General features: G+C 62.3%; 21 protein-coding genes. 9 read left to right on the top strand and 12 right to left on the bottom strand.

The window, feature by feature from the left end; genetic code table 11:
• Positions 1-10 precede the first annotated feature (10 nt).
• The 3 genes from AO692_RS08820 to AO692_RS08810 form a co-directional block, all read right to left on the bottom strand.
• The gene (locus AO692_RS08820) at positions 11-754 is read right to left on the bottom strand and encodes a GntR family transcriptional regulator (RefSeq protein ID WP_082407263.1); all 744 of its coding nucleotides are present in this window, start codon (positions 752-754) and stop codon (positions 11-13) included.
• A 137-nt stretch (positions 755-891) separates the two neighbouring features.
• Positions 892-1,278 carry a VOC family protein gene (locus AO692_RS08815; RefSeq protein WP_054309687.1) on the bottom strand — a complete coding sequence of 129 codons (387 nt, stop codon included), beginning with the start codon at positions 1,276-1,278 and terminating at the stop codon, positions 892-894.
• 66 nt (positions 1,279-1,344) lie between these two features.
• Positions 1,345-2,034, bottom strand: coding sequence for a YafY family protein (locus tag AO692_RS08810; protein ID WP_054309686.1), 690 nt, complete (start codon positions 2,032-2,034; stop codon positions 1,345-1,347).
• Positions 2,035-2,163: 129 nt separating this feature from the next.
• On the opposite strand from AO692_RS08810, the gene AO692_RS08805 reads away from it, so the two are divergent.
• The 4 genes from AO692_RS08805 (at position 2,164) to AO692_RS08790 (ending at position 5,829) form a co-directional block, all read left to right on the top strand.
• On the top strand, positions 2,164-3,303 hold the full coding sequence (locus tag AO692_RS08805) for a class I SAM-dependent rRNA methyltransferase (RefSeq protein ID WP_054309685.1): 1,140 nt from the start codon (positions 2,164-2,166) through the stop codon (positions 3,301-3,303).
• 58 nt (positions 3,304-3,361) lie between these two features.
• A complete protein-coding gene (locus AO692_RS08800) occupies positions 3,362-4,213 on the top strand; it encodes an RNA methyltransferase (RefSeq protein ID WP_054309684.1) in 852 nt (283 codons plus the stop codon).
• Positions 4,210-4,683, top strand: a complete 474-nt coding sequence (gene lspA / locus AO692_RS08795) for a signal peptidase II (protein WP_054309683.1) — start codon at positions 4,210-4,212, stop codon at positions 4,681-4,683. Before AO692_RS08800 ends, lspA begins: the two co-directional genes overlap by 4 nt.
• Before the next feature lie 156 nt (positions 4,684-4,839).
• On the top strand, positions 4,840-5,829 hold the full coding sequence (locus AO692_RS08790; RefSeq protein WP_054309682.1) for an MDR family oxidoreductase: 990 nt from the start codon (positions 4,840-4,842) through the stop codon (positions 5,827-5,829).
• Between the two features lie 39 nt (positions 5,830-5,868).
• Here the strand turns inward: AO692_RS08790 and AO692_RS08785 are convergent, their stop codons facing one another.
• Complete coding sequence (locus AO692_RS08785; RefSeq protein ID WP_054309681.1) at positions 5,869-6,744, bottom strand: NmrA/HSCARG family protein; 876 nt, start codon at positions 6,742-6,744, stop codon at positions 5,869-5,871.
• A gap of 98 nt (positions 6,745-6,842) precedes the next feature.
• On the opposite strand from AO692_RS08785, the gene AO692_RS08780 reads away from it, so the two are divergent.
• Complete coding sequence (locus AO692_RS08780; RefSeq protein ID WP_244483298.1) at positions 6,843-7,241, top strand: helix-turn-helix domain-containing protein; 399 nt, start codon at positions 6,843-6,845, stop codon at positions 7,239-7,241.
• A 15-nt stretch (positions 7,242-7,256) separates the two neighbouring features.
• On the opposite strand, the gene AO692_RS08775 is transcribed toward AO692_RS08780, so the two are convergent.
• Both AO692_RS08775 and AO692_RS08770 read right to left on the bottom strand, forming a co-directional pair.
• On the bottom strand, positions 7,257-7,736 hold the full coding sequence (locus AO692_RS08775; RefSeq protein ID WP_244483297.1) for an NIPSNAP family protein: 480 nt from the start codon (positions 7,734-7,736) through the stop codon (positions 7,257-7,259).
• Between the two features lie 84 nt (positions 7,737-7,820).
• On the bottom strand, positions 7,821-8,729 hold the full coding sequence (locus AO692_RS08770) for a LysR substrate-binding domain-containing protein (protein ID WP_054309679.1): 909 nt from the start codon (positions 8,727-8,729) through the stop codon (positions 7,821-7,823).
• A 149-nt stretch (positions 8,730-8,878) separates the two neighbouring features.
• Here AO692_RS08770 and AO692_RS08765 point away from each other — a divergent pair, with 149 nt between their 5' ends.
• From AO692_RS08765 to AO692_RS08755, 3 genes are all read left to right on the top strand, one after another.
• Positions 8,879-11,158, top strand: a complete 2,280-nt coding sequence (locus tag AO692_RS08765; protein ID WP_054309678.1) for a PAS domain-containing hybrid sensor histidine kinase/response regulator — start codon at positions 8,879-8,881, stop codon at positions 11,156-11,158.
• 154 nt (positions 11,159-11,312) lie between these two features.
• Complete coding sequence (locus AO692_RS08760) at positions 11,313-12,197, top strand: GNAT family N-acetyltransferase (protein WP_152979763.1); 885 nt, start codon at positions 11,313-11,315, stop codon at positions 12,195-12,197.
• Positions 12,198-12,205: 8 nt separating this feature from the next.
• Positions 12,206-12,580: an MmcQ/YjbR family DNA-binding protein gene (locus AO692_RS08755; protein ID WP_054309676.1), complete on the top strand. Its 375-nt coding sequence runs from the start codon at positions 12,206-12,208 to the stop codon at positions 12,578-12,580.
• A gap of 112 nt (positions 12,581-12,692) precedes the next feature.
• Here the strand turns inward: AO692_RS08755 and AO692_RS08750 are convergent, their stop codons facing one another.
• The gene (locus tag AO692_RS08750; RefSeq protein WP_054309675.1) at positions 12,693-13,325 is read right to left on the bottom strand and encodes a trimeric intracellular cation channel family protein; all 633 of its coding nucleotides are present in this window, start codon (positions 13,323-13,325) and stop codon (positions 12,693-12,695) included.
• A gap of 180 nt (positions 13,326-13,505) precedes the next feature.
• A complete protein-coding gene (grpE, locus tag AO692_RS08745; RefSeq protein WP_054309674.1) occupies positions 13,506-14,135 on the bottom strand; it encodes a nucleotide exchange factor GrpE in 630 nt (209 codons plus the stop codon).
• A gap of 239 nt (positions 14,136-14,374) precedes the next feature.
• Between grpE and AO692_RS08740 the strand changes: the two genes are divergently transcribed.
• Positions 14,375-14,563 (top strand): hypothetical protein, encoded by a 189-nt coding sequence (locus tag AO692_RS08740; RefSeq protein WP_054309673.1) that lies wholly within the window; start codon positions 14,375-14,377, stop codon positions 14,561-14,563.
• Positions 14,564-14,581: 18 nt separating this feature from the next.
• On the opposite strand, the gene AO692_RS08735 is transcribed toward AO692_RS08740, so the two are convergent.
• The 4 genes from AO692_RS08735 to AO692_RS08720 all read right to left on the bottom strand — a co-directional run bounded on the left by AO692_RS08735 (position 14,582) and on the right by AO692_RS08720 (position 19,430).
• Positions 14,582-16,210 carry a choline dehydrogenase gene (locus AO692_RS08735; RefSeq protein ID WP_054309672.1) on the bottom strand — a complete coding sequence of 543 codons (1,629 nt, stop codon included), beginning with the start codon at positions 16,208-16,210 and terminating at the stop codon, positions 14,582-14,584.
• A 144-nt stretch (positions 16,211-16,354) separates the two neighbouring features.
• Positions 16,355-16,906, bottom strand: coding sequence for a DUF934 domain-containing protein (locus tag AO692_RS08730; RefSeq protein ID WP_054309742.1), 552 nt, complete (start codon positions 16,904-16,906; stop codon positions 16,355-16,357).
• Between the two features lie 114 nt (positions 16,907-17,020).
• Positions 17,021-17,785: a phosphoadenylyl-sulfate reductase gene (locus tag AO692_RS08725; RefSeq protein WP_054309671.1), complete on the bottom strand. Its 765-nt coding sequence runs from the start codon at positions 17,783-17,785 to the stop codon at positions 17,021-17,023.
• Positions 17,760-19,430, bottom strand: a complete 1,671-nt coding sequence (locus AO692_RS08720; protein ID WP_054309670.1) for a nitrite/sulfite reductase — start codon at positions 19,428-19,430, stop codon at positions 17,760-17,762. Before AO692_RS08720 ends, AO692_RS08725 begins: the two co-directional genes overlap by 26 nt.
• Positions 19,431-19,441 lie beyond the last annotated feature (11 nt).

Below are 19,441 nucleotides of genomic sequence, written 5' to 3'. Positions count from 1 at the left end.
GTCCCTTACTTTACGAGCGGTGGCGCGAACGCCTGGCCAGGCGCGTGACGAAGCTGATGAGGTCACCGCGATAGTAGAGCTTTTCGTAGTCGATGGGCCGGTGCCCTTCGGTGTAAGACGTGCGTTCGATCAGGAAGATCGCGCTGCCGGGATCGACGCTCAGAGCCTGCGCCACGTCCGGCGCAGCGGTGACGGCTTCCAACCTATACTCTGCCTCCGTCAACGGCACGCCGTATTTGCCCTCGAGCAGCGAAAAGATCGGCTCGGCGTCCAGGTCGTGGGCGGCAATCTTTTCGCCGATCCCACGCGGCAGATAGGTTTCATCGAAGGACATGGCGACGCCATCGGCCAGCCGGACGCGCTGAATCCGCATGACGAGACCGCCAGGTGGCACCGCGAGTTGCCTGGCCACGTCTGCATCTGCAGGTACGACCTGTTTGTCCAGAAGCCGGGCGGTTGGCGTGCGGCCGAGCGCCTGCATGTCCTCGACGAAGCCGGTCAGCTCGGTCAATTCCTGAGTGATCTTGCGCTGCGCGACGAAGGTGCCCTTGCCGCGGCGGATTTCGACCTGTCCGCGAGCCACAAGGTTCTCAATTGCCTTGCGGACCGTCGTTCGGCTGACGCCGAAGCGCTCGATCAGGCGGTCTTCGGGTGGAAGCTGGCTACCCGGAGAAAGATCCCCGGCGGCGATATCGGACGTCAGCGCCGCTTCAACTTTTGCATAGAGCGGGCTGGGATCGTGTTCAGCAATCATGAAGACATAGTGACATCATGATGTCACTATGTCAAAGGCTATATCAGCCTGAATTTTGGTCCCTTCCAATCGCTTGTCGAGCCACGGCTCCCGTTAGAACGCGTGGTCGTAGGAAGCCACCGCGAGGCCAAACTGCGTCAGGACTGAATGTTTCCCACATCATTCATGCAGTAGACGCGGAGCCTATGCTTGTCGGGATCAAGCGCGACGAAGGTTCGACCGAAATCCAGATCGGTCGGCGTCTGCAGGATGGAGAGGCCACGACCCGCCCAATCGGCATGCGTTGCATCGACGGCATCAGGCTTTTCGAGCTGGAAGACGATCTCGGCTCCTCCGCCCGTGGCAGCGACAGCGGGCTTGGCCGTGTGTCGCGACCAGAGGCCGAACTTGAAGCCGTTGTCCAGCACGAACAGCACGAAGGTCGGCGAGGATTCGACCGGCTCGCGGTCGAAAAGCGCCTGATAGAAAGCGCCGCTCACCTGCGGCTGGTCGACATAGAGGATAACGAAGTTCGGACTTTGCATGGTTGCTCTCCGTGTTGCGATGGAGAGACCGTAGCTGAAGCCACTGTCAGATTCTGGCAGCAGCGATCACCGCTGCGCTACGTCTTCCAGCGTGGTACGCCACTGTTTGAGCAAAGCCTGCCGTCGCCGCGGATAGCGCAGTCCGGTGGCATCCAGCGTTGCGATGCGATCGGTGCGGAAATGCCGAAAATCCTGCCGCATCTCGCACCAGGCCACCATCACCCGCACCTTGTCGAAAAAGCTGAGCGCAAAGGGCCACACGATCCGCTTGCTGCCGGCACCGCCGGCATCGCTGTAGGTGATGGCAAGTTTCTGTTCGTCGCGGATTGCCTGGCGCACGGCGGCCAGGTCGATACCTTCGCTGGCTCCCATACGCGGACCGACAAGCAGTGTTGATGCATCGAGATCGTTGCGCAGGTCGTCCGGCAGCACGGCAGCGATCTTGGCAAGCGCATCGGCAGCCGCTTTGGACAGCCGGCTGTCGGGCTGCTTGACCACCCAGCGCGAACCGAGCACGATCGCCTCGATCTCCTCATCGGTAAACATCAGCGGCGGCAGCATGAAGCCGGGCTTCAGCACGTAACCCAGCCCTGCCTCGCCCTCGATTGGCGCGCCTTGCCCCTGCAGCGTGGCGATGTCCCGGTAGAGCGTGCGGATCGAAACGCCGAGTTCGCCCGCCAAGGTGCGGCCGCTGACCGGCAGGCGATGGCGACGCAAGGTCTGGACGAGATCGAGCAGGCGTTCGGAGCGCGACATGGGATGCCTTATACCGCTTGCGCTGCTCCGGTACCCTTGAATTTGTCGGCGCCGCCGTTTCACTCGCGCTGAAAGTTGCGCGGTTGCAGCCCCTATGCCAAAAGCAGCGCGAAACGCGGAGCGTCCTTCTTGAAATTCATGCGCGACAAACGCCGGGACAAATCGAGCCGCCGAGACGGCAGCGCGCAGTCGCCGCGCGCGCAGGATGGACGCCGCGACAAGCGTCCCGAGCGCAAGGCCGAGCCTCGCCAGGAGCACAAGCAGACGTCCCGACCGGAGCCAAAAGCCGAGCGCCAGGAGAACCGGGCTTCGCGGCCGGTCGAAGCCAAAAGCGAAACCGCGCAGCGCGTACTGACGCGCCGCGAAGGCGCCTTGCCGGCTGAAAAGCTGCCGTTGATCCTCGAAGTCGCGCCCAATGCCGACTATGCGCTGCTCGACAGCGGCAATGGTCAGAAGCTCGAACAATACGGCCCCTATCGCATCGTGCGTCCGGAAGGCCAGGCGATCTGGCAACCGGCACTGCCGGCCAAGGATTGGGACCGCGTCGACGCCGTCTTCACCGGCGATACCGACGAGGAAGGCATGGGCCGCTGGCGTTTCCCGCGCCAGCCGCTTGGCGAAACCTGGCCGATGAAACATGACGGCATCGACTATCTTGGCCGCTTCACGTCTTTCCGCCATGTCGGCGTCTTTCCCGAGCAGGCCTCTCACTGGGACCACATGGCTGGCCTGATCGAGAGCACCAGGCGCCCGGTCAAGGTTCTGAACCTGTTCGGCTACACCGGCCTCGCCTCACTGGTGGCGGCGCGCGCCGGCGCCGAGGTCACCCATGTCGATGCCTCGAAGAAAGCCATCGGCTGGGCGCGCGAGAACCAGGAGATGGCCGGCCTCGGCAACAAGCCGATCCGCTGGATCGTCGAGGATGCAATGAAGTTCGCCGAGCGCGAAGAGCGCCGTGGCAGCCGCTACGACATCATCCTGTTCGACCCGCCGGCCTACGGTCGCGGACCGAAGGGGGAAGTCTGGCAACTGTTCGAAAACCTGCCGGCACTCACCGATATCTGCCGCTCTATCCTCACACCGAAGCCGTTGGCTGTGGTCTTGACCGCCTACTCGATCCGCTCCTCCTTCTTCGCCACCCATGCCCTGATGCGCGATACCTTTGCCGGCATGGGCGGACGCGTGGAATCCGGTGAACTGATCATCCGCGAACAGTCGGCTGGACGGGCGCTGTCCACCTCCCTCTTCTCGCGTTGGGTCTCCGCATGATCCCGCAAAATGGAAGCCGGTTTTCCGGCAAGATCATGCGGAAACAAAAGAGTCCGAAATGACGGAATATGAGAACCGCCGCGTGGTGGGACAGGTCAAGGAAGTCACCAGCCTGGCCAACCCCCTGGTGAAAGACATCAAGGCGCTGGCGCTGAAGAAATTCCGCGACAGCCAGAATGCCTTCATGGCCGAAGGCCTGAAGCTGATCATCGACGCGCTCGACCTCGGCTGGCAGATCAGGACCTTGGTTTTCGCCAAAGCCGGACGCGGCAACCCGGTCGTCGAAAAGGTCGCGGCCCGCACTGTGGCCGCTGGCGGCACGGTGCTCGAAGTCTCCGAAAAAGTGCTGTCGGCCATCACCCGCCGCGACAATCCCCAGATGGTGGTCGGTGTTTTTTCGCAGAAGTACATGGCGCTGAAAGACGTCCGTCCGAAAAATGGCGACGTCTGGGTGGCGCTCGACCGCGTGCGCGATCCCGGCAATCTGGGCACCGTGCTGCGCACCGTCGATGCCGTCGGCGCCAAGGGCGTCATCCTGATCGGAGACACCACCGATCCGTTCTCGCTGGAAACCGTGCGGGCCACCATGGGTTCGGTCTTTGCCGTACCTGTCGCCAGGGCAACGCCGGATACTTTCCTGTCCTGGCGCAAGAACTTTCCGGGCCTCGTGGTTGGCACGCATCTCAAAGGCGCGGTCGACTATCGCTCGGTCGATTTTTCGAACCGGCCGGTGCTGCTCCTGATGGGCAATGAGCAGCAGGGCCTGCCCGACGATCTCGCGAACGGTTGCGATCGCCTGCTGCGCATTCCGCAAGCCGGGCGCGCGGACTCGCTGAACCTTGCAGTCGCCACCGGCGTCATGCTGTTTGAAATCCGTCGCGGCGCGCTCACGCTGGAGGACCGATCCTGAAATCGCTGACGCCTTATGCCCTGCTGACCATCGTCGCCATCGCACTCGACCAATGGATCAAGCAGTGGGTCGAAACCGGCCTGCCCTTTCAGGAGAAGATCGATCTCCTGCCCTTTCTGGCGCTCTTACGCACCTACAACACCGGCATCGCCTTCTCGATGTTTTCGTCCTTGAGCGACACCGGTCTGATCGCCGTGGCCGCTGTGGTGGTTGTCTTCGTGCTCTATCTGGCGCTGAAAACCCCGCCCAACCAGGTGCTCGCCCGCATCGGCTTCGCGCTCATCGTCGGCGGCGCGCTCGGCAATGTCATCGACCGCACCGTCTACGGGCATGTCATCGACTACATCCTGTTCCACACGCCGATCTGGTCATTCGCCATCTTCAACCTGGCCGACGTCTTCATTTCGGTAGGTGCTGCCGCAGTCGTGCTCGACGAATTCCTTTCCTGGCGGCGGCAACCGCGACCTTAGAGCAATTCCAGCAAAAGTGCGCAGCCGGAGTTGCGTAAAAACAAAGCGTTAGAGCGTTTCCGCGGTTCCACGAAGGGCGGAAACGCTCCGGGACGATTGACCACGTTTGTTTTCGAACTAGCCTGACCTCCTCATCCAAAGATCGAGGAGCAGCCTGTGCCGGATACCTTCAAAGCCATTCTCGTCTCGCGCGACGAGGACAAGAAGCAGTCGGTTGCGGTCACCGAGCTGAGCGAAGCCGATCTGATGGAAGGCGACGTCACTGTCGCGGTCGAAGCCACGACGGTGAACTACAAGGACGGGCTGGCAATCACCGGCAAGGCGCCCGTGGTGCGCCGCTGGCCGCTGGTGCCCGGCATCGATTTTGCCGGTACGGTGCTTTCCTCCGATCACGCCGACTGGCGCAAGGGCGATCACGTCATCCTGAACGGCTGGGGCGTCGGCGAAACCCACTACGGCGCTTATGCAGAACGAGCCCGCGTCAAGGGCGACTGGCTGGTGCCACTGCCGGAAAGCATCACCGCGCACGATGCCATGGCCGTCGGCACCGCAGGTTACACCGCGATGCTGTCGGTGATGGCGCTGGAACGCCACGGCATCGTGCCGCAGCGCGGCCCGGTGATCGTGACGGGAGCGGCTGGCGGCGTCGGCTCCGTCGCGGTCGCGATCCTGTCAAAGCTCGGCTACCACGTCATCGCCTCGACGGGGCGCGCGTCCGAAGAGGCCTATCTACGCGATCTCGGCGCCGCCGAGATCATCGCCCGCGACGAACTGACGGATCCGGCCAAGCCGCTCGCCAAGGAACGCTGGGCCGGCGGTGTCGACGCCGTCGGTTCCACCACGCTGGCCAATGTGCTGTCGATGACCGCCTATGGCGGCGCTGTCGCCGCCTGCGGCCTGGCCGGCGGCATGGACCTGCCCTCTTCGGTTGCCCCCTTCATCCTGCGCGGTGTCTCGCTGCTCGGCATCGATTCCGTGATGGCGCCAAAGGAGGTACGGCTCGATGCCTGGCGGCGCATCGGTCGCGACCTCGATCTGGCAAAACTCAAGGCGCTTTCCACCACGATCGGCTTCGACGACATCATTGGTGCCGCCACCGACATCGTCGACGGCAAGATCCGTGGGCGAGTGGTCGTCGACATGTAGCTCCTCGATCGCGGGCCGGTTGGCGGCTTAACCTGCCGCCTATCCGAGGGTCTCCTCAAAAGCCTTGCGTCCGCTCCCGGAAAGCCAGGACCGGAACGAGCGAATTTCTGGATTGATCGCACGCATGGCATTCAGGTCGACGTGGTCGGCCAGTGGCCCGGCGTCCAGGCTGGCGGCCATGTGCCCGAGATCGGGATTGGCCGCGAGAACCTCTTCGGGGAAACGTGCATAGGTGATCGTACGGCCGGCAGCTTGCGTAAGGATAGCCCCCAGCTCATTGCCGGTGACGGTATCGCCCGCGATCTTCAGCGTCTTGCCGCCGAACCGCGTCTTGTCGGCAAAGACCGCGGCCACGAACGTGCCGATGTCCTCCACGGCAATGAGCTGCATCGACTGATCCGGGCGGAGGAAGAAGGTGAAGCGCCCCTCCTCCAGCCCGAACCCGGGTCTCACGAGCATCTCCATGAAGATCATCGGCCTGACGATGGTTGCAGCAATGGGCAGGCTGCGGACATGCGCCTCGATGCGCGGTTTGGCGTCGAAACGCGCCACACCTGTCAGAGTCTCCCCCGCGCTGGCGCCCGAGGAGTAGACAAGATGGGCGATGCCGCTCTCTGCGGCCAGATCCGCGATAGCGATCCCGGCGCGCACCTCTTCTTCCTGAGCCAGATTGCCCGGCAGGACGCTGAAGACGCCGTATGCGTCCCTCATCGCGGCGCGGATCGTGTCGATATCCTCGAACGATCCCTGCACAAGTTCGGCACCGGCATCGCGAAGCGCGATCGACCCCGGTGCCGCAATGTCTCGCACGAATGCACGAACAGGCCACCGCGCTTGCAGCAGAGCTCGGGCGACCGATCCTCCTTGCCGGCCTGTGGCGCCGAACACCAGGACTGGACGTTTGCCATTGGTCATCCGGGAACCCTCGTGTTGAACAAGGGTACCTATATATACTGTCGGAACGCCGCTGGAAGACGGCACATTTTCCAGCCCAGGGCACAAGGATGATACGCTTGGACAAACCGCTCCATGGCAGGCCTGACGAGATTGTGGGCCGCTGCTTCAAACCGGTCCCATCGAACGGGGTCTGCACGCGGCTCGGCGACAAATGGACCGTCCAGGTCCTGTGGCGCCTCTCGGTCGCACACGGAAAGCGGCTTCGTTTTTCAGCGCTCAAAAGCGAGATCGACGGAATTACGCAGCGCATGCTGACGCTTGCGCTGCGCAATCTGGAACGGGACGGCCTTGTGGCGCGCCACTACTTTCCCGAAGTGCCGCCACGCGTCGAATATGAACTGACCGAAATGGGCGCAGGCATCTTGTCGGCGCTCGAAGGTCTCAACTTCTGGATCCAGGACAACTTACCTCGTATCGAGGAAAGCCGCCGCGCCTACGACGATGCCGGGCAATGAGATGGCGGGCCGTCGTCAGATCACCGCGGAGTAGTCCGTGGGACGCAGCACGCGCTCGGTTATCTGGCCGACCATGCTGCCGGATTCGGTCGCGGTTCTTTCCTTGATCTCGGACCATTCGCTGTCCGCCATGAACCTCGCCCAAGCGTCGGTCATCGTCTGCTCGTCCGGCCAGCGAAGCAGATAGACGAATTCGGTTCGTCCTTGTGGCTGCGTCTCCCACAACGCGATGAAGTCGAAGCCGTATTTTTTCATGATGCGGATGGCGTGGTCGCGGAAGCGGGCATGGAACGCTGCCTTGTTCGCTTCGAATATCTCGTAGATGCGCAATTGGTGGATCACTTGGATGTTTCCTTTCTGCTTCTCAGCCAGGGCTGGAGAGATCGCGGGCCAGGCCGCGACAAGCATACCCGTCAGAATCTTACGGCGGGTGGCCGATAATCGGCACCTGGAACCTCTGTTGGCCCGATCACAGTGCTGGGATTTCTCGCCCATGGCTCACTCCATCCTGGCTTCATGAACAGGATGGATGATTGGCTTCCTCAGGTAAAATATATTATATATGACTATTTGATATCTCTAGGATATCAAACTGCTCGTTGTTCGGACAATGTCGAGGAATTTATCGCGTGCGGGCGTTGGCCTGGACGCATCCCAGGCTGCAAGGACGTCCAGGAACGAGGCGTCTCCTGTCCCCTCCACGACGATCTGGCGAAAGACGATGCCGTCGCGTAGCCCTTGCCTGACGGAAGCGGGCACAAGGGCAATGCCGAGCCCACCCGCGACCAATCCCGCGATCGTTTCGATCTGCCGGGCTTCCTGTACGATGCGGGGAGAAAATCCTGCTGCGTTACAAAGCGCGATCATCTGATCGTAGAATCCCACGCCTTCAGAACGAGGGGTTGCGATAAAGTCGTCTTCCGCCAGAGCCGCGAGAGGAACCCGCTGCTTGGCAGCCTGGGCATGCCCTTCCGGCAAAGCAACCATGATTTCTTCGCGGGCGATGCGCTCGAAAACCAGCTCCGGGACTGCGACGCCTGGCCGTCGCATCAAACCGATGTCGGCCAAGCCCGCTTTCAACGCGGCGATCTGTTCGGTGGTCGTTGCCTCCCGCAGCGTCAATTCGACATCGGGCAGACGGGACCGAAAAGCCTGGACCACCCGGGGAAGAAAATTGAAATGCAGCGTGCCAACGAACACTATTTTCAAGCTGCCGCTTGTTCCTGACGCGACCCGCCTCGCCTGCTCGACACCCGTTTCGAGTGCCCCGAGAACGTTGCGCGCCGTCTCCAGAAACGAGACACCCGCAAGCGTCAAAGCCACATTGCGGTTGTTCCGTACGAACAATGGCGCGCCTATCTCGGCCTCCAGGCGCCGGATGGCCTGACTGAGAGGAGGCTGGGCCATATGCAGCCGCTCCGCCGCACGGTGGAAATGCAATTCTTCGGCGACAGCAACGAACTGACGAAGCAAACGAATCTCGATCATCGGGCCGACGTTACAACGATTGTACGGGACCTACATGTCCCGCATTCGCACCCATGCTGCAGACCGGCGCAGGGAAAGCGGCGAAAATCGCTAAAATTCGAGGGGTCCGGCGCAACCTTCTATAATTTATCTGTGGCTAAGATAGCCGCATGATAGGGGACGAGACTGCAACGAAGGTGGGACCGCAGCGGCTCGCTGACCAGGCCGAGCCGGCAGCGCAGCGTCGCCTGCTGGCCACCACGCCACCGCTGGCACCGACGATGGATCGGCGCGAACACGAAGGCTTGCCCTTTGCGATCTTCGTGGCGCTTGTCGTGCTCGCCGGTCTTTCCCACCTCACAGGCGCGCCGCCCTTCATCACGGCCGGCGTGCTTGCGACAAGCCTTGCCGGCTTGGCCCTCTTCCTACGCAATCGACGCAGTGAGCACGACGCCGTCTCGATCCTTGACGACACAGCCGCCCGCAGCCGCGCCGAAATCGAAACCATGGCCGACCGCATGTGGGAGATGCAGGAGAGTGAGGAGCGCTTTCGTGGCCTCATCGACGCGCTCGGCGACCTGGTCGTGCACCGCGACCGCGACGGCCGCATCGTCTATGCAAACCGCGTCTTCGCCGACCTGGTCGGGCAGGACCAGGTCGATCTTGCCGGCATGACGCTGAAGGAGCTCGGCGTCGACATCGGCATCGTTCCGGACGCTGCCTTTTCCAGCCGCGACTGCCTGAGTTCGACAGACGTTGTCATCCGCACGCCGAACGGCCCCCGCTGGTTCTCGTGGATCGAACTGTCGATGCGCGACAAGGACAGCGCCGAGGTTTCCCACAGGGCTATCGCGCGTGACATCACCGCCCGCAAGCAGGCCGAATCCTCGCTGATCAATGCCCGCGAGCGCGCCGAATATGCCAGTCAGGCCAAGTCACGTTTCCTCGCCACCGTCAGCCATGAAATCCGCACGCCGATGAACGGCATCATGGGCATGGCCAAGCTGCTCGCCGATACCAGGCTGACGCCCGAACAGCGTACCTATGTCGGCGCGGTTTCGACATCGGCCAGCGCGTTGCTGGCGCTGATTGAGGACCTGCTCGACTATTCCAAGATCGAAGCGGGACGTTTCGCGCCCGAACCGCAGCCGATGTCGCCGCGCGAGATCGCCGACAACGTCGTGGAGCTTCTGGCTGCGCGCGCCTTTGCCAAAGGTATCGGCCTGGCCTGCCATGTCGCACCGGATGTACCGCAGATCGTCACGGCCGATCCCGGTCGCGTCCGCCAGGTGCTGCTCAACCTGATCGGCAACGCCGTCAAGTTCACCGAGACGGGTGGGGTGCTGGTCGGCGTCACCCGCCAGAGCACCAACGGCGGCGACCACCTCGTCTTCTCGATCACCGACACCGGCCCAGGGCTCAGCGAAACTGACATGGACCGCATCTTCGAGGATTTCGAACAAGCAGACGGCACTTCGACGCGCAAGCACGGCGGCGCCGGCCTCGGACTTGCCATTTCGAAGCGGCTGGCAGCCGCCATGAGCGGGACGATCAGCGTTTCCAGCGCGCCTGGCGAGGGCTCGCAGTTCGTTTTCCAACTGCCAGCGCGGGAGGCCATCGAGACAACCGACGACCGCGCCGGCGTCCTGGCCGATTGCCGTGCCGTCATCGTTTCGGAAAACGCCACCGAGGCCGAGGCGATCGCCCGCACCATCCGTGCCCATGGCGGCGATGCCGAAATCGTCACCAACGCCGCCCAGGCATTGCCTTTCGCGCGTTTCTGCAACGTTCTCCTGATTGACGCGCGCCTGGAAGACAACGAATGCCGGACGCTCAAGCGACTGCGGCGGACGGGCTTCACGGCCTGCGAGGCGGTGACGCTCATCGCCCCATCCGACCGCGGCGCCCTGGTCGAATTCCGTGCCGGGGGATATGCAACCTTCCTGGCCCGCCCCGTCCGCGGCGAAACCCTGCTGAGGGTGCTTCTGGCCGGCCACGCCGCCGTCGGCGGCCCATTGCCCGCCCCAAATCAGGCCGTGACCGCGCCTGCCGGCACTGTAAGCAGCCTCTCCGTGCTGATCGCCGAGGACAACGACATCAACGCGATGCTTGCCCGCGCCACGTTGCAGAAAGCGGGACATCATGTCGACATCGTCAACAACGGCCGTGCCGCAGTCGATGCAGTCGCCACCGAAAGCCCGGCCAGGCGTTACGACGTCGTGCTGATGGACCTGCATATGCCTCTGATGGACGGCATGGACGCGATCGCGGCGATTCGCCGCCATGAAGAGGCATCCGGCATTGCCCCGGTGCCGATCATGGTGTTGTCGGCGGACAGCCAGGAAAGGACCCGTCATGCCGTTCTCGCTCACGGCGCCTCCGGTTTTGTCACAAAACCGCTTGATCCACAGGCTTTGGTGCATGCCGTGGAGAGCCAGGCGGCAGCCTGATTCCGCAGTTCCCGGTTGTTAGATAAGCCGGCTAGGCAGGGGGTCGTTGCCGTCTTCCCCTTGCTCCTCACCATGTATCACGGTACTGTCACAATCCTGTAGCACCTACATCGTATCCCGACGCCAAGAGGGATGGCTCGAAGGAGAATCACTCGTGCATACAGCGATGCCGCAAGGTGAGATGCAGGGGAACACCGGAGGCAGCGCGATCCAGAGGATGAGGACGATCGAGTCCATCACCGGTACCTTGGGCAAGATCGGCAGCCTGGAAGTGCGGCTGGCCCGGGACGAGTTGGAAATCGCCGCCGCTCAGGAAATCCGTTATCGCGTTTTTTATGACGAGCTCGGTGCCCGCAAGAGCCGGCTGCAGTCGCTCGAACGCCGAGACGCCGACCGTTTCGACCCTGTCTGCGACCATCTCCTGGTATTCGACAACGCCCTTCCCGGCCCGGACCATCGTCGTATCGTCGGCACCTACCGGTTGCTGCGCCAGGAAACGGCGGTCCGCGCCGGCGGCTTCTATTCCGAGGATGAATTCGAACTCAGGCGGCTCATTGCCAAGCACCCCGGTCAGCGCTTTCTTGAGCTCGGCCGCTCCTGTGTGCTGCCCGAATACCGCTCAAAGCGCACCATCGAAGCGTTGTGGCAAGGTCTGTGGGCTTATTTCACCCATTACGACATCGGCGTTTTGACCGGCTGTGCTTCCTTCCACGGCATCGTGCCGGCAGCGCATGCCGAGGCACTCACCTATCTCGCGCATCACTGCCGCACCAGTCCGGCATGGGACATCCGCGCCAATGACGGACGCTATTGCTCCATGGATCTGATGCCAATCGAGGCGGTCAACGCCAAGGCCGCGATCGCTGCGATGCCGACGCTGGTAAAAGGTTATCTGCGCGTCGGTGCGCGCATCGGCGATGGCTGCGTCATCGACCACGACTTCAAGACTGTCGACGTCTTCATCGTGTTGCCCGTGCGCGAAATCGGCGCCCGCTATCTGAATTATTACGGCGGTGAAGGGCAGCGCTTCGCTGCCTAGCAACAGCGATGGCTGATGACTTTTCCACCGTCTTCGAACGCCTGAAACGGGCAGCTCAGGACCTGCCTGACCTTGTCGAGACCACTTCCTACGGCACGCCGGCGCTGAAGGCCGGCAAGAAACTGCTCACCCGCGTCAAGGATGCGGAAACGGCGGTGGTGATGTGTCCGCTCGACGAGAAGGAAATGTTGCTCCAGGCAGCACCTGACATCTATTTCGAGACCGATCACTACAAGGGCTGGCCGGCGTTGCTTGTGCGCATGAACGTGGTATCCGACCACGAACTGCGTCATCGCCTGGAGCGAACCTGGCTGACCCAGGTCCCGAAAACGAAAGCAAGGACCTGGCTGGCCGAGCGGGAAAAATCACCGGACAAACGATAACGTCGTCCCGGAGCAGGTCCAGCAAAAGTGCGCAGCGCTTTTGCGTCCCGAATTGCGTAAAAACAAAGAGTTAGAGCGTTTCCGATAAAAGCGGAAACACTCCGCATCGAAATTACGGAATATCCTCGGGCCGCCGTCCCGGGCGGCTCTTGTATGGCGTAAACGACCAGCCGAATTTCAGTGCCCCACCCCGCACCGCGAGAGCCGCAAGCACGCCGGCAGGATATGAGAGCTGCGGCGACAAGTGAAGAAGCTCGCCGGCCGTATAGACGCCGGCGCCTATGATGGCCGCTGTCACATAGATTTCCGGCCTGAGCAGCACCGAGGGCTCGCCGGCCAGCAGGTCGCGCAGAATCCCGCCGAAACACGCCGTCATCATGCCCATGATGATCGAGATGGCCGGCGAACCGGTGATCGCCATGCCCTTCGCGGCCCCGATCACCGCAAAGACCGCGAGGCCGACGGCATCCAGCCACAGCAAGAGCTTGTAGCGAGATTCGACGCGGTGGGCGCCGAAGAAGACCACGAGAGCCACCACGGTGCAGATCAGCACATAGTCGCGGTTGGCAACCCAGAACACCGGCACGCCAAGGATAAGGTCGCGGAAGGTACCACCGCCGATGCCAGTCACGGCCGCCAGGAAAACAAAGCCGATGATGTCGAGCTGCTTGCGCGAGGCCGCCAACGCACCCGTCGCCGCGAACACCGCGACACCGGCATAGTCGATGAAGGTGATGGCGGACATCGGAAGCCTGAGGCTGGAGCGGCAGTAGGCAGTAGGCAGTAGGCAGTAGGCAGTAGGCAGTAGGCAGTAGGCAGTAGGCAGTAGAAACCTATATGCTGCTCAGTACAAAAGCCAAGGGCGCCGCGGTTCTCACCCGACGCCCTTTTTTCTACTGCTTACTGCCTATTGCCGACTGCCTATTCAGGCATCCTTCTCGGCCTGCTCGTTGACCGGCCCTGGCTCGGTGGGCTCTGCAGTTGCCTTGGGTCCGCCCTTGGAAACGCCGACCATGGCCGGGCGCAGCACGCGCTCGCCGATCGAATAGCCGGGCTGCACGACCTGGACGACGGTATTCGCCGGCATATCGGGGTTCGGCACTTCGAACATCGCCTGATGGAAGTTCGGATCGAACTTCTCGCCTTGCGGCTCAAGCTTCTTCACGCCATGGCGCTCGAGTGCTGAGAGCATGGCACGCTCGGTTATGTCGACGCCCTCGATCAGAGCCTTGAGACCTGCGTCGGCAGCCGCCTTCGCTTCCGCTGGAATGGCATCAAGCGTGCGCGCCAGATTGTCCGATACCGAAAGCATGTCACGCGCGAAATTGGCGATCGCATAGGTACGGGCATCCTGGACGTCACGCGCGGTACGGCGGCGTAGATTCTCCATCTCGGCCGCGGTGCGTAGCGCCTTGTCCTTCAGTTCCTCGTTTTCCTTCAGCAGCCGAACCAGCGCCTCATAGTCGCCGTCGACACCACCTTCTGCGCGTTCCGTTTCAGCTTCCGCTGCTTCGATATCTTCAGGCGCGCGTTCGTCTTTTGCCTGGTCGCTCATCGCCATTTCCCGTCATGCCGGTTGGTTCTGGATTTGTGCCCGATATCGAGGTTTGGAACTCAAAAATCAAGGGGAAAGGGCATTTCCCGCAGTATCGTTGTGTCGACCCTCAAAAGCAGGCAACACAATCAAATTAATTCAAATTTTACGCTGTTTCGACCCGGCGCTTGCCAAATTGCCGCAATACGGGAACGATTCACCGGCGGGGTGGTTTCAAGGCCGACTAAGGATTTGAGGCCATGTCCCGTATCAATGCAGCCAAGCACGATCAGTTGCCGACGCAGATCAGGCGCCAGTTTTCCGATCGTTCGAACCAGCGATTCCTGCACAGCTTGCCGGCTTTCAGGGTGGTGAACGAGATTCCCGAGCCGCTGCGCACTCTGCTCGACAGGCTCGACGCACAGGAAAACAGCACTCAGAGCCGCTAGGCAGGCGCTACTCCACGATCACGCGCAATGAGCCCATCCGGCGGCTGCTGCCTTCATCAGGTCGGCCGCCTTTTCCGCGATCATGATCGTCGGCGCATTGGTGTTGCCCCCTACCAACGTCGGCATTATCGAGGCATCGACCACGCGCAGCCCGGACACACCACGGACGCGCAACTGCGGGTCGACGACAGCCATGTCGTCCGTACCCATCCTGCAGGTGCCCACCGGGTGATAGATCGTGTCGGCGCGGGAGCGGATGTGATTCATCAGTTCGGCATCGCTGGTCACGCCGGCCATATGGAGTTCCTTGTGCCGATATTTGGCCAAGGCCGGCGCTTCCAGCACATTGCGCATCATCTTCGCGCCTTTCAACATGAGGGCCGCATCGTGCTCGTCGGACAGATAGCGCGGATCGATCCGCGGCGCGGCCAGCGGATCAGCACTCGCAAGTGTCACCTCACCGCGCGAATGCGGCCTTAGCACGCAGACATGGCAGGAGAAGCCGTAACCCATATGCATTTTTCGGCCGTGGTTATCGACAATCGCGATGATGAAATGCAGTTGCAGGTCGGGCCGCTGCAGCGACGGCTCCGATTTCATGAAGGCACCGCCCTCGGCATAAGGCGTCGCGATCATGCCGGTGCCATCCTTGCGCCACTGCAGGATGTTTTTCACCAGATTGATCGTGCCCTTGAAGCCGAGACCCATCATGTCGATTTCCCTCGATTTCCAGCTCATGATGAAATCGAGATGATCCTGCAGGTTCTTGCCAACGCCAGGCAGATCGTGCGTCACCGATATATTCTGGCTAGCAAGTTCCCTGGCCGGACCGATGCCCGACAAAAGCAGAAGCTGCGGTGAACCGAAGGCGCCGCTTGAGACCACCACCTCGCGTCCGGCGTGGGCAAAGGCCTCGCCCTTGGCGGTGCGATAGCGCACACCAGTCGCCCGCTTGCCGTCCAGCATGATGCCCGTGGCATGGGCACCGGTGATGACGGTGAGATTCTTGCGGCTCATGGCCGGGTGCAGATAGGCGGCTGCAGCCGAACAGCGTTCGCCATTGCGCTTTCCGCCCCAGAACTGGGTGACCTGATAGAGCCCTGCCCCTTCCTGCTCCGGCCCGTTGAAATCCTCGTTCGGTCGGATCTGGTTCTCGCCGCATGCCGCTACGAAGGCACGGCTGAGCGCGCGCGGGCTTTGCTGTTCTGCCACCTGCAGCGGGCCGTCGCCGCCATGCAGATCGCTGGGGCCGCGCTGGTTGCCCTCCGCGCGCTTGAAATAGGGTAGCACTTCGTCCCAGGACCAGCCTGCACAACCGGAGGCGACCCAATCGTCATAGTCGGCTGCGTGGCCGCGAACATAGAGCATGGCATTGATGGCGCTGGAGCCACCCAGTGCCTTGCCGCGTGGCTGATAGCCCTTGCGCCCGTTGAGACCTGGTTGCGGCACCGTCTCGAAGGCCCAGTTGTTGATCTTTGGACGACCCGGCAGCAGCGCCACGATGCCAGCCGGCGCACGGATCAGCATGTCCTTGCCTTCGCCGCCCGCTTCCAGCAGGCAGACACTGACGGACGGGTCCTCCGAAAGCCGCGCGGCCAGCACCGAGCCCGCCGAGCCGCCGCCGGCGATGACATAGTCGAACTTCATGCTGGCCCCTCCAGGCTGCCGGCGGATATTCCGTCCAGCCCGCTCACAGAAGCCGCAAACGCCAGAGTTGTAAAGATATGCAACCGACTACCAAGACCGGACCTTGGCCGATTGTTCTGCGACCGTTCCCCGTGCCGTGGGAGTTCAGTTGGTCGGGATGCGGCGCCAGCTGTAGTTGCCGGTCGGAGCCGAAGCTTTTGCCGCCGGCTGGTAGTGCACCGGAATGCCGTCGAGGCGGCCTTCCTCCAGGCGCTTGAGCAGAACCGGATGCGTGATTTCGAACTCGTCGAAACCGACGCGCAGCATATGTGGCAGCTGGTCGATCAGCACCTGGCCGGTTGCCCTGACCGCACCTTCGAAACCATGGCGGCTGCGCAGCAGCGATGCCTTGGAGAAGGAACGGCCATCGGTGAAGGCCGGGAAGGCCAATGCCACCAGTGAAAGCTGGTCGAGCAGGTCGACGATCTTGTCCAGTTGATCGCCCGGCTGCAGCGAAACACCGAGCCGCTCCTTCGCCGATATCCTGATCTGCGGATCGAGATCGAGGAATACCTGCAGCGGCAGGATGAAACGGCCATTGCCGGAAAGCGCGTCGGCGGTTTCGGCATGCGTCCAGTCATCCTCGCGGAACCCGTTGGGGGTCCACAGGCGCGACGCCGGCGCGGCGCTCGTCTCGGGCTTTGCGGTTTCGGTCATGAAGACGAGCATATGGCTTATTCTTCTGTCAATTTCCAGTGTGGAGAAGGGATTAAGGGAGTAGGGCAGTAAGGGAGATCCAGGGATTGCCCTTACTGCCCTACTCCCTCCATCTCACAGCGCTGCATCGGTCAGCGACTTCTCCAACCCGGAGAGGTGAATGCCGCATTCGGTCTTGGCGTGACCGGCCCAACGACCGGAACGTGCGTCTTCGCCCGGCTGCACGGGCTGCGTGCAAGGGAAGCAACCGATCGACAGATAGCCATAGGCGACCAGCGGATTTTCACGCAGCGCGTGCTGGCGCATGTAATCGGCCTGATCGCCGGTCGTGAAACGCGCAAGCGGATTGATCCGGACGCGCGGACCGACCGCTTCGAACGCCGGCAGCGCCGCGCGGGTTGAAGCCTGGAAGCGCTTGCGGCCTGTGAACCAGGCGCGATACGGTTCGACACCACGCGCCATCGGTTCCACCTTGCGCACGTCGCAGCAGGCATCGGTATTGGTCTCGTGCAACTTCCCCGTCGGGTCGATACGGGCAAGTGCTGCCTCGTCGGGTATCACGACCTGGATATTGGTCAGGCCGAAATCGGCAGCCAGCGCGTCGCGATAATCGAACGTTTCCTCGAAATGCTTGCCGGTGTCGAGGAAGATGATCGGCAGGTGCCGGTCGACCCCGGCGATCATATGCAGGAGCACCGCCGAGTCCGCGCCGAAGGAAGACACCGCAGCGAGTTCGCCTGCGAACAGCTCAGTCGCGGCGCGCTCTATGATCTCATGCGGACTCAGATGTCCGTAAAGCGATTCGAAGGCAACGGCTTGCGCTGCCGCTCCACTTTCGCTCGGAACAGCCTGATCAAGCGGCCTTGGCTTCGCCAGCATAGAGCGCCTCCTTGAACGGCGCCGGACCAACGCGGCGATAGGCATCGAGGAACTTTTCCGATCTGTCGAGGCGGATGGCGAGATAGGTCTCGACAACGGTTTCGATGGCGTCGGTGATTTCGTCCGGACCGAAGCCGCGGCCGATGATCTCGCCGACCGAGGTGTGTTCATCCGCCGAACCGCCGAGCGTGACCTGGTAGAGTTCCGCACCCTTCTTCTCGACGCCGAGAATGCCGATATGGCCGACGTGGTGATGGCCGCAGGCGTTGATGCAGCCGGAAATCTTCAGTTTGAGCTCGCCAATGTCGCGCTGCCGCTCCAGCGATGCGAAACGCTTGGAGATGTTCTGCGCCACGATGATCGAACGCGCATTGGCCAGCGCGCAATAGTCGAGGCCAGGGCAAGCGATGATATCGGAGATCAGGTCCGAATTGGCGGTCGCCAGGCCGATCTCGGCCAGCCTGTCATAGATCGCCTTCAGGTCGGCGCGTGCCACATGCGGCAGGATCAGGTTCTGCTCGTGACTGACGCGGAGCTCGTCGAACGCATATTTCTCCGCAAGGTCGGCCACCGCGTCCATCTGGCTGTCGGAGGCATCGCCCGGTACCTCGCCGATGCCTTTCAACGAAATCGTCACCGCCGCGTAATCGGGATTGCGGTGGGTCACGACGTTCTGGTCGAGCCATTCGGAGAAGCTGCGCGAGTCCAGGCGAGCCAGCTTGATCGCCTCGTCACCTTCGGGCCGCGCCGGCAGCACCGGCGGCGCGAAATAGGCGTCGATCGCCTTGATGTCGGCTTCCGGCAGCGTCAGTTCGCCATCCTTCAGCTCAGCCCATTCGGCCTCGACTTGGCGCGTGAATTCTTCGACACCAGTCTCGTGCACCAGGATCTTGATGCGCGCCTTGTACTTGTTGTCGCGGCGTCCGTAGAGGTTGTACACGCGCAGGATCGCCGTGCAGTAGGACAGAAGGTGCTCTTCGGGCAGGAAGTCGCGGATCTTCTTGGCCACCAGCGGCGTGCGCCCCTGCCCGCCGCCGACATAGACCGCAAAGCCGAGTTCACCAGCCGCATTCTTCTTCAGATGCAGGCCGATGTCATGCGTCTGGATGGCGGCGCGGTCGCGCTCGGCCCCAGTCACCGCGATCTTGAACTTGCGTGGCAGATAGGAAAACTCGGGATGCACGGAGGACCACTGACGCAGGATCTCGGCGTAGGGGCGCGGATCAGCGGCCTCGTCTGCGGCAGCGCCGGCAAAATGGTCGGCGGTCACGTTGCGGATGCAATTGCCGCTGGTCTGGATGGCATGCATCTCAACCGAGGCAAGGTCGGCGAGGATTGCCGGAATGTCGGATAGTGCCGGCCAGTTGAACTGGATGTTCTGGCGCGTGGTGAAATGGCCGTAGCCCTTGTCATATTTGCGCGCAATGTGGGCGAGCATCCTGAGCTGCTTCGAGGACAGCGTGCCGTAAGGCACCGCGATACGCAGCATATAGGCGTGCAATTGCAGGTAGACGCCGTTCATCAGGCGCAGCGGCCGGAACTGGTCCTCGGTGATCTCGCCGGCAAGGCGGCGCTCCACCTGATCGCTGAACTGCGCGACGCGGGCCTGTACGAACTGGTGGTCGAACTCGTCGTAACGGTACATGTCTTGTCCTC

The sequence above is a fragment of the Mesorhizobium sp. 1M-11 genome, assembly GCF_001303895.1.
GTDB lineage: Bacteria > Pseudomonadota > Alphaproteobacteria > Rhizobiales > Rhizobiaceae > Mesorhizobium.
The sequence above is the reverse complement of the archived record's forward strand: the minus strand, read 5'-3'. Positions and strand labels throughout refer to the sequence as shown.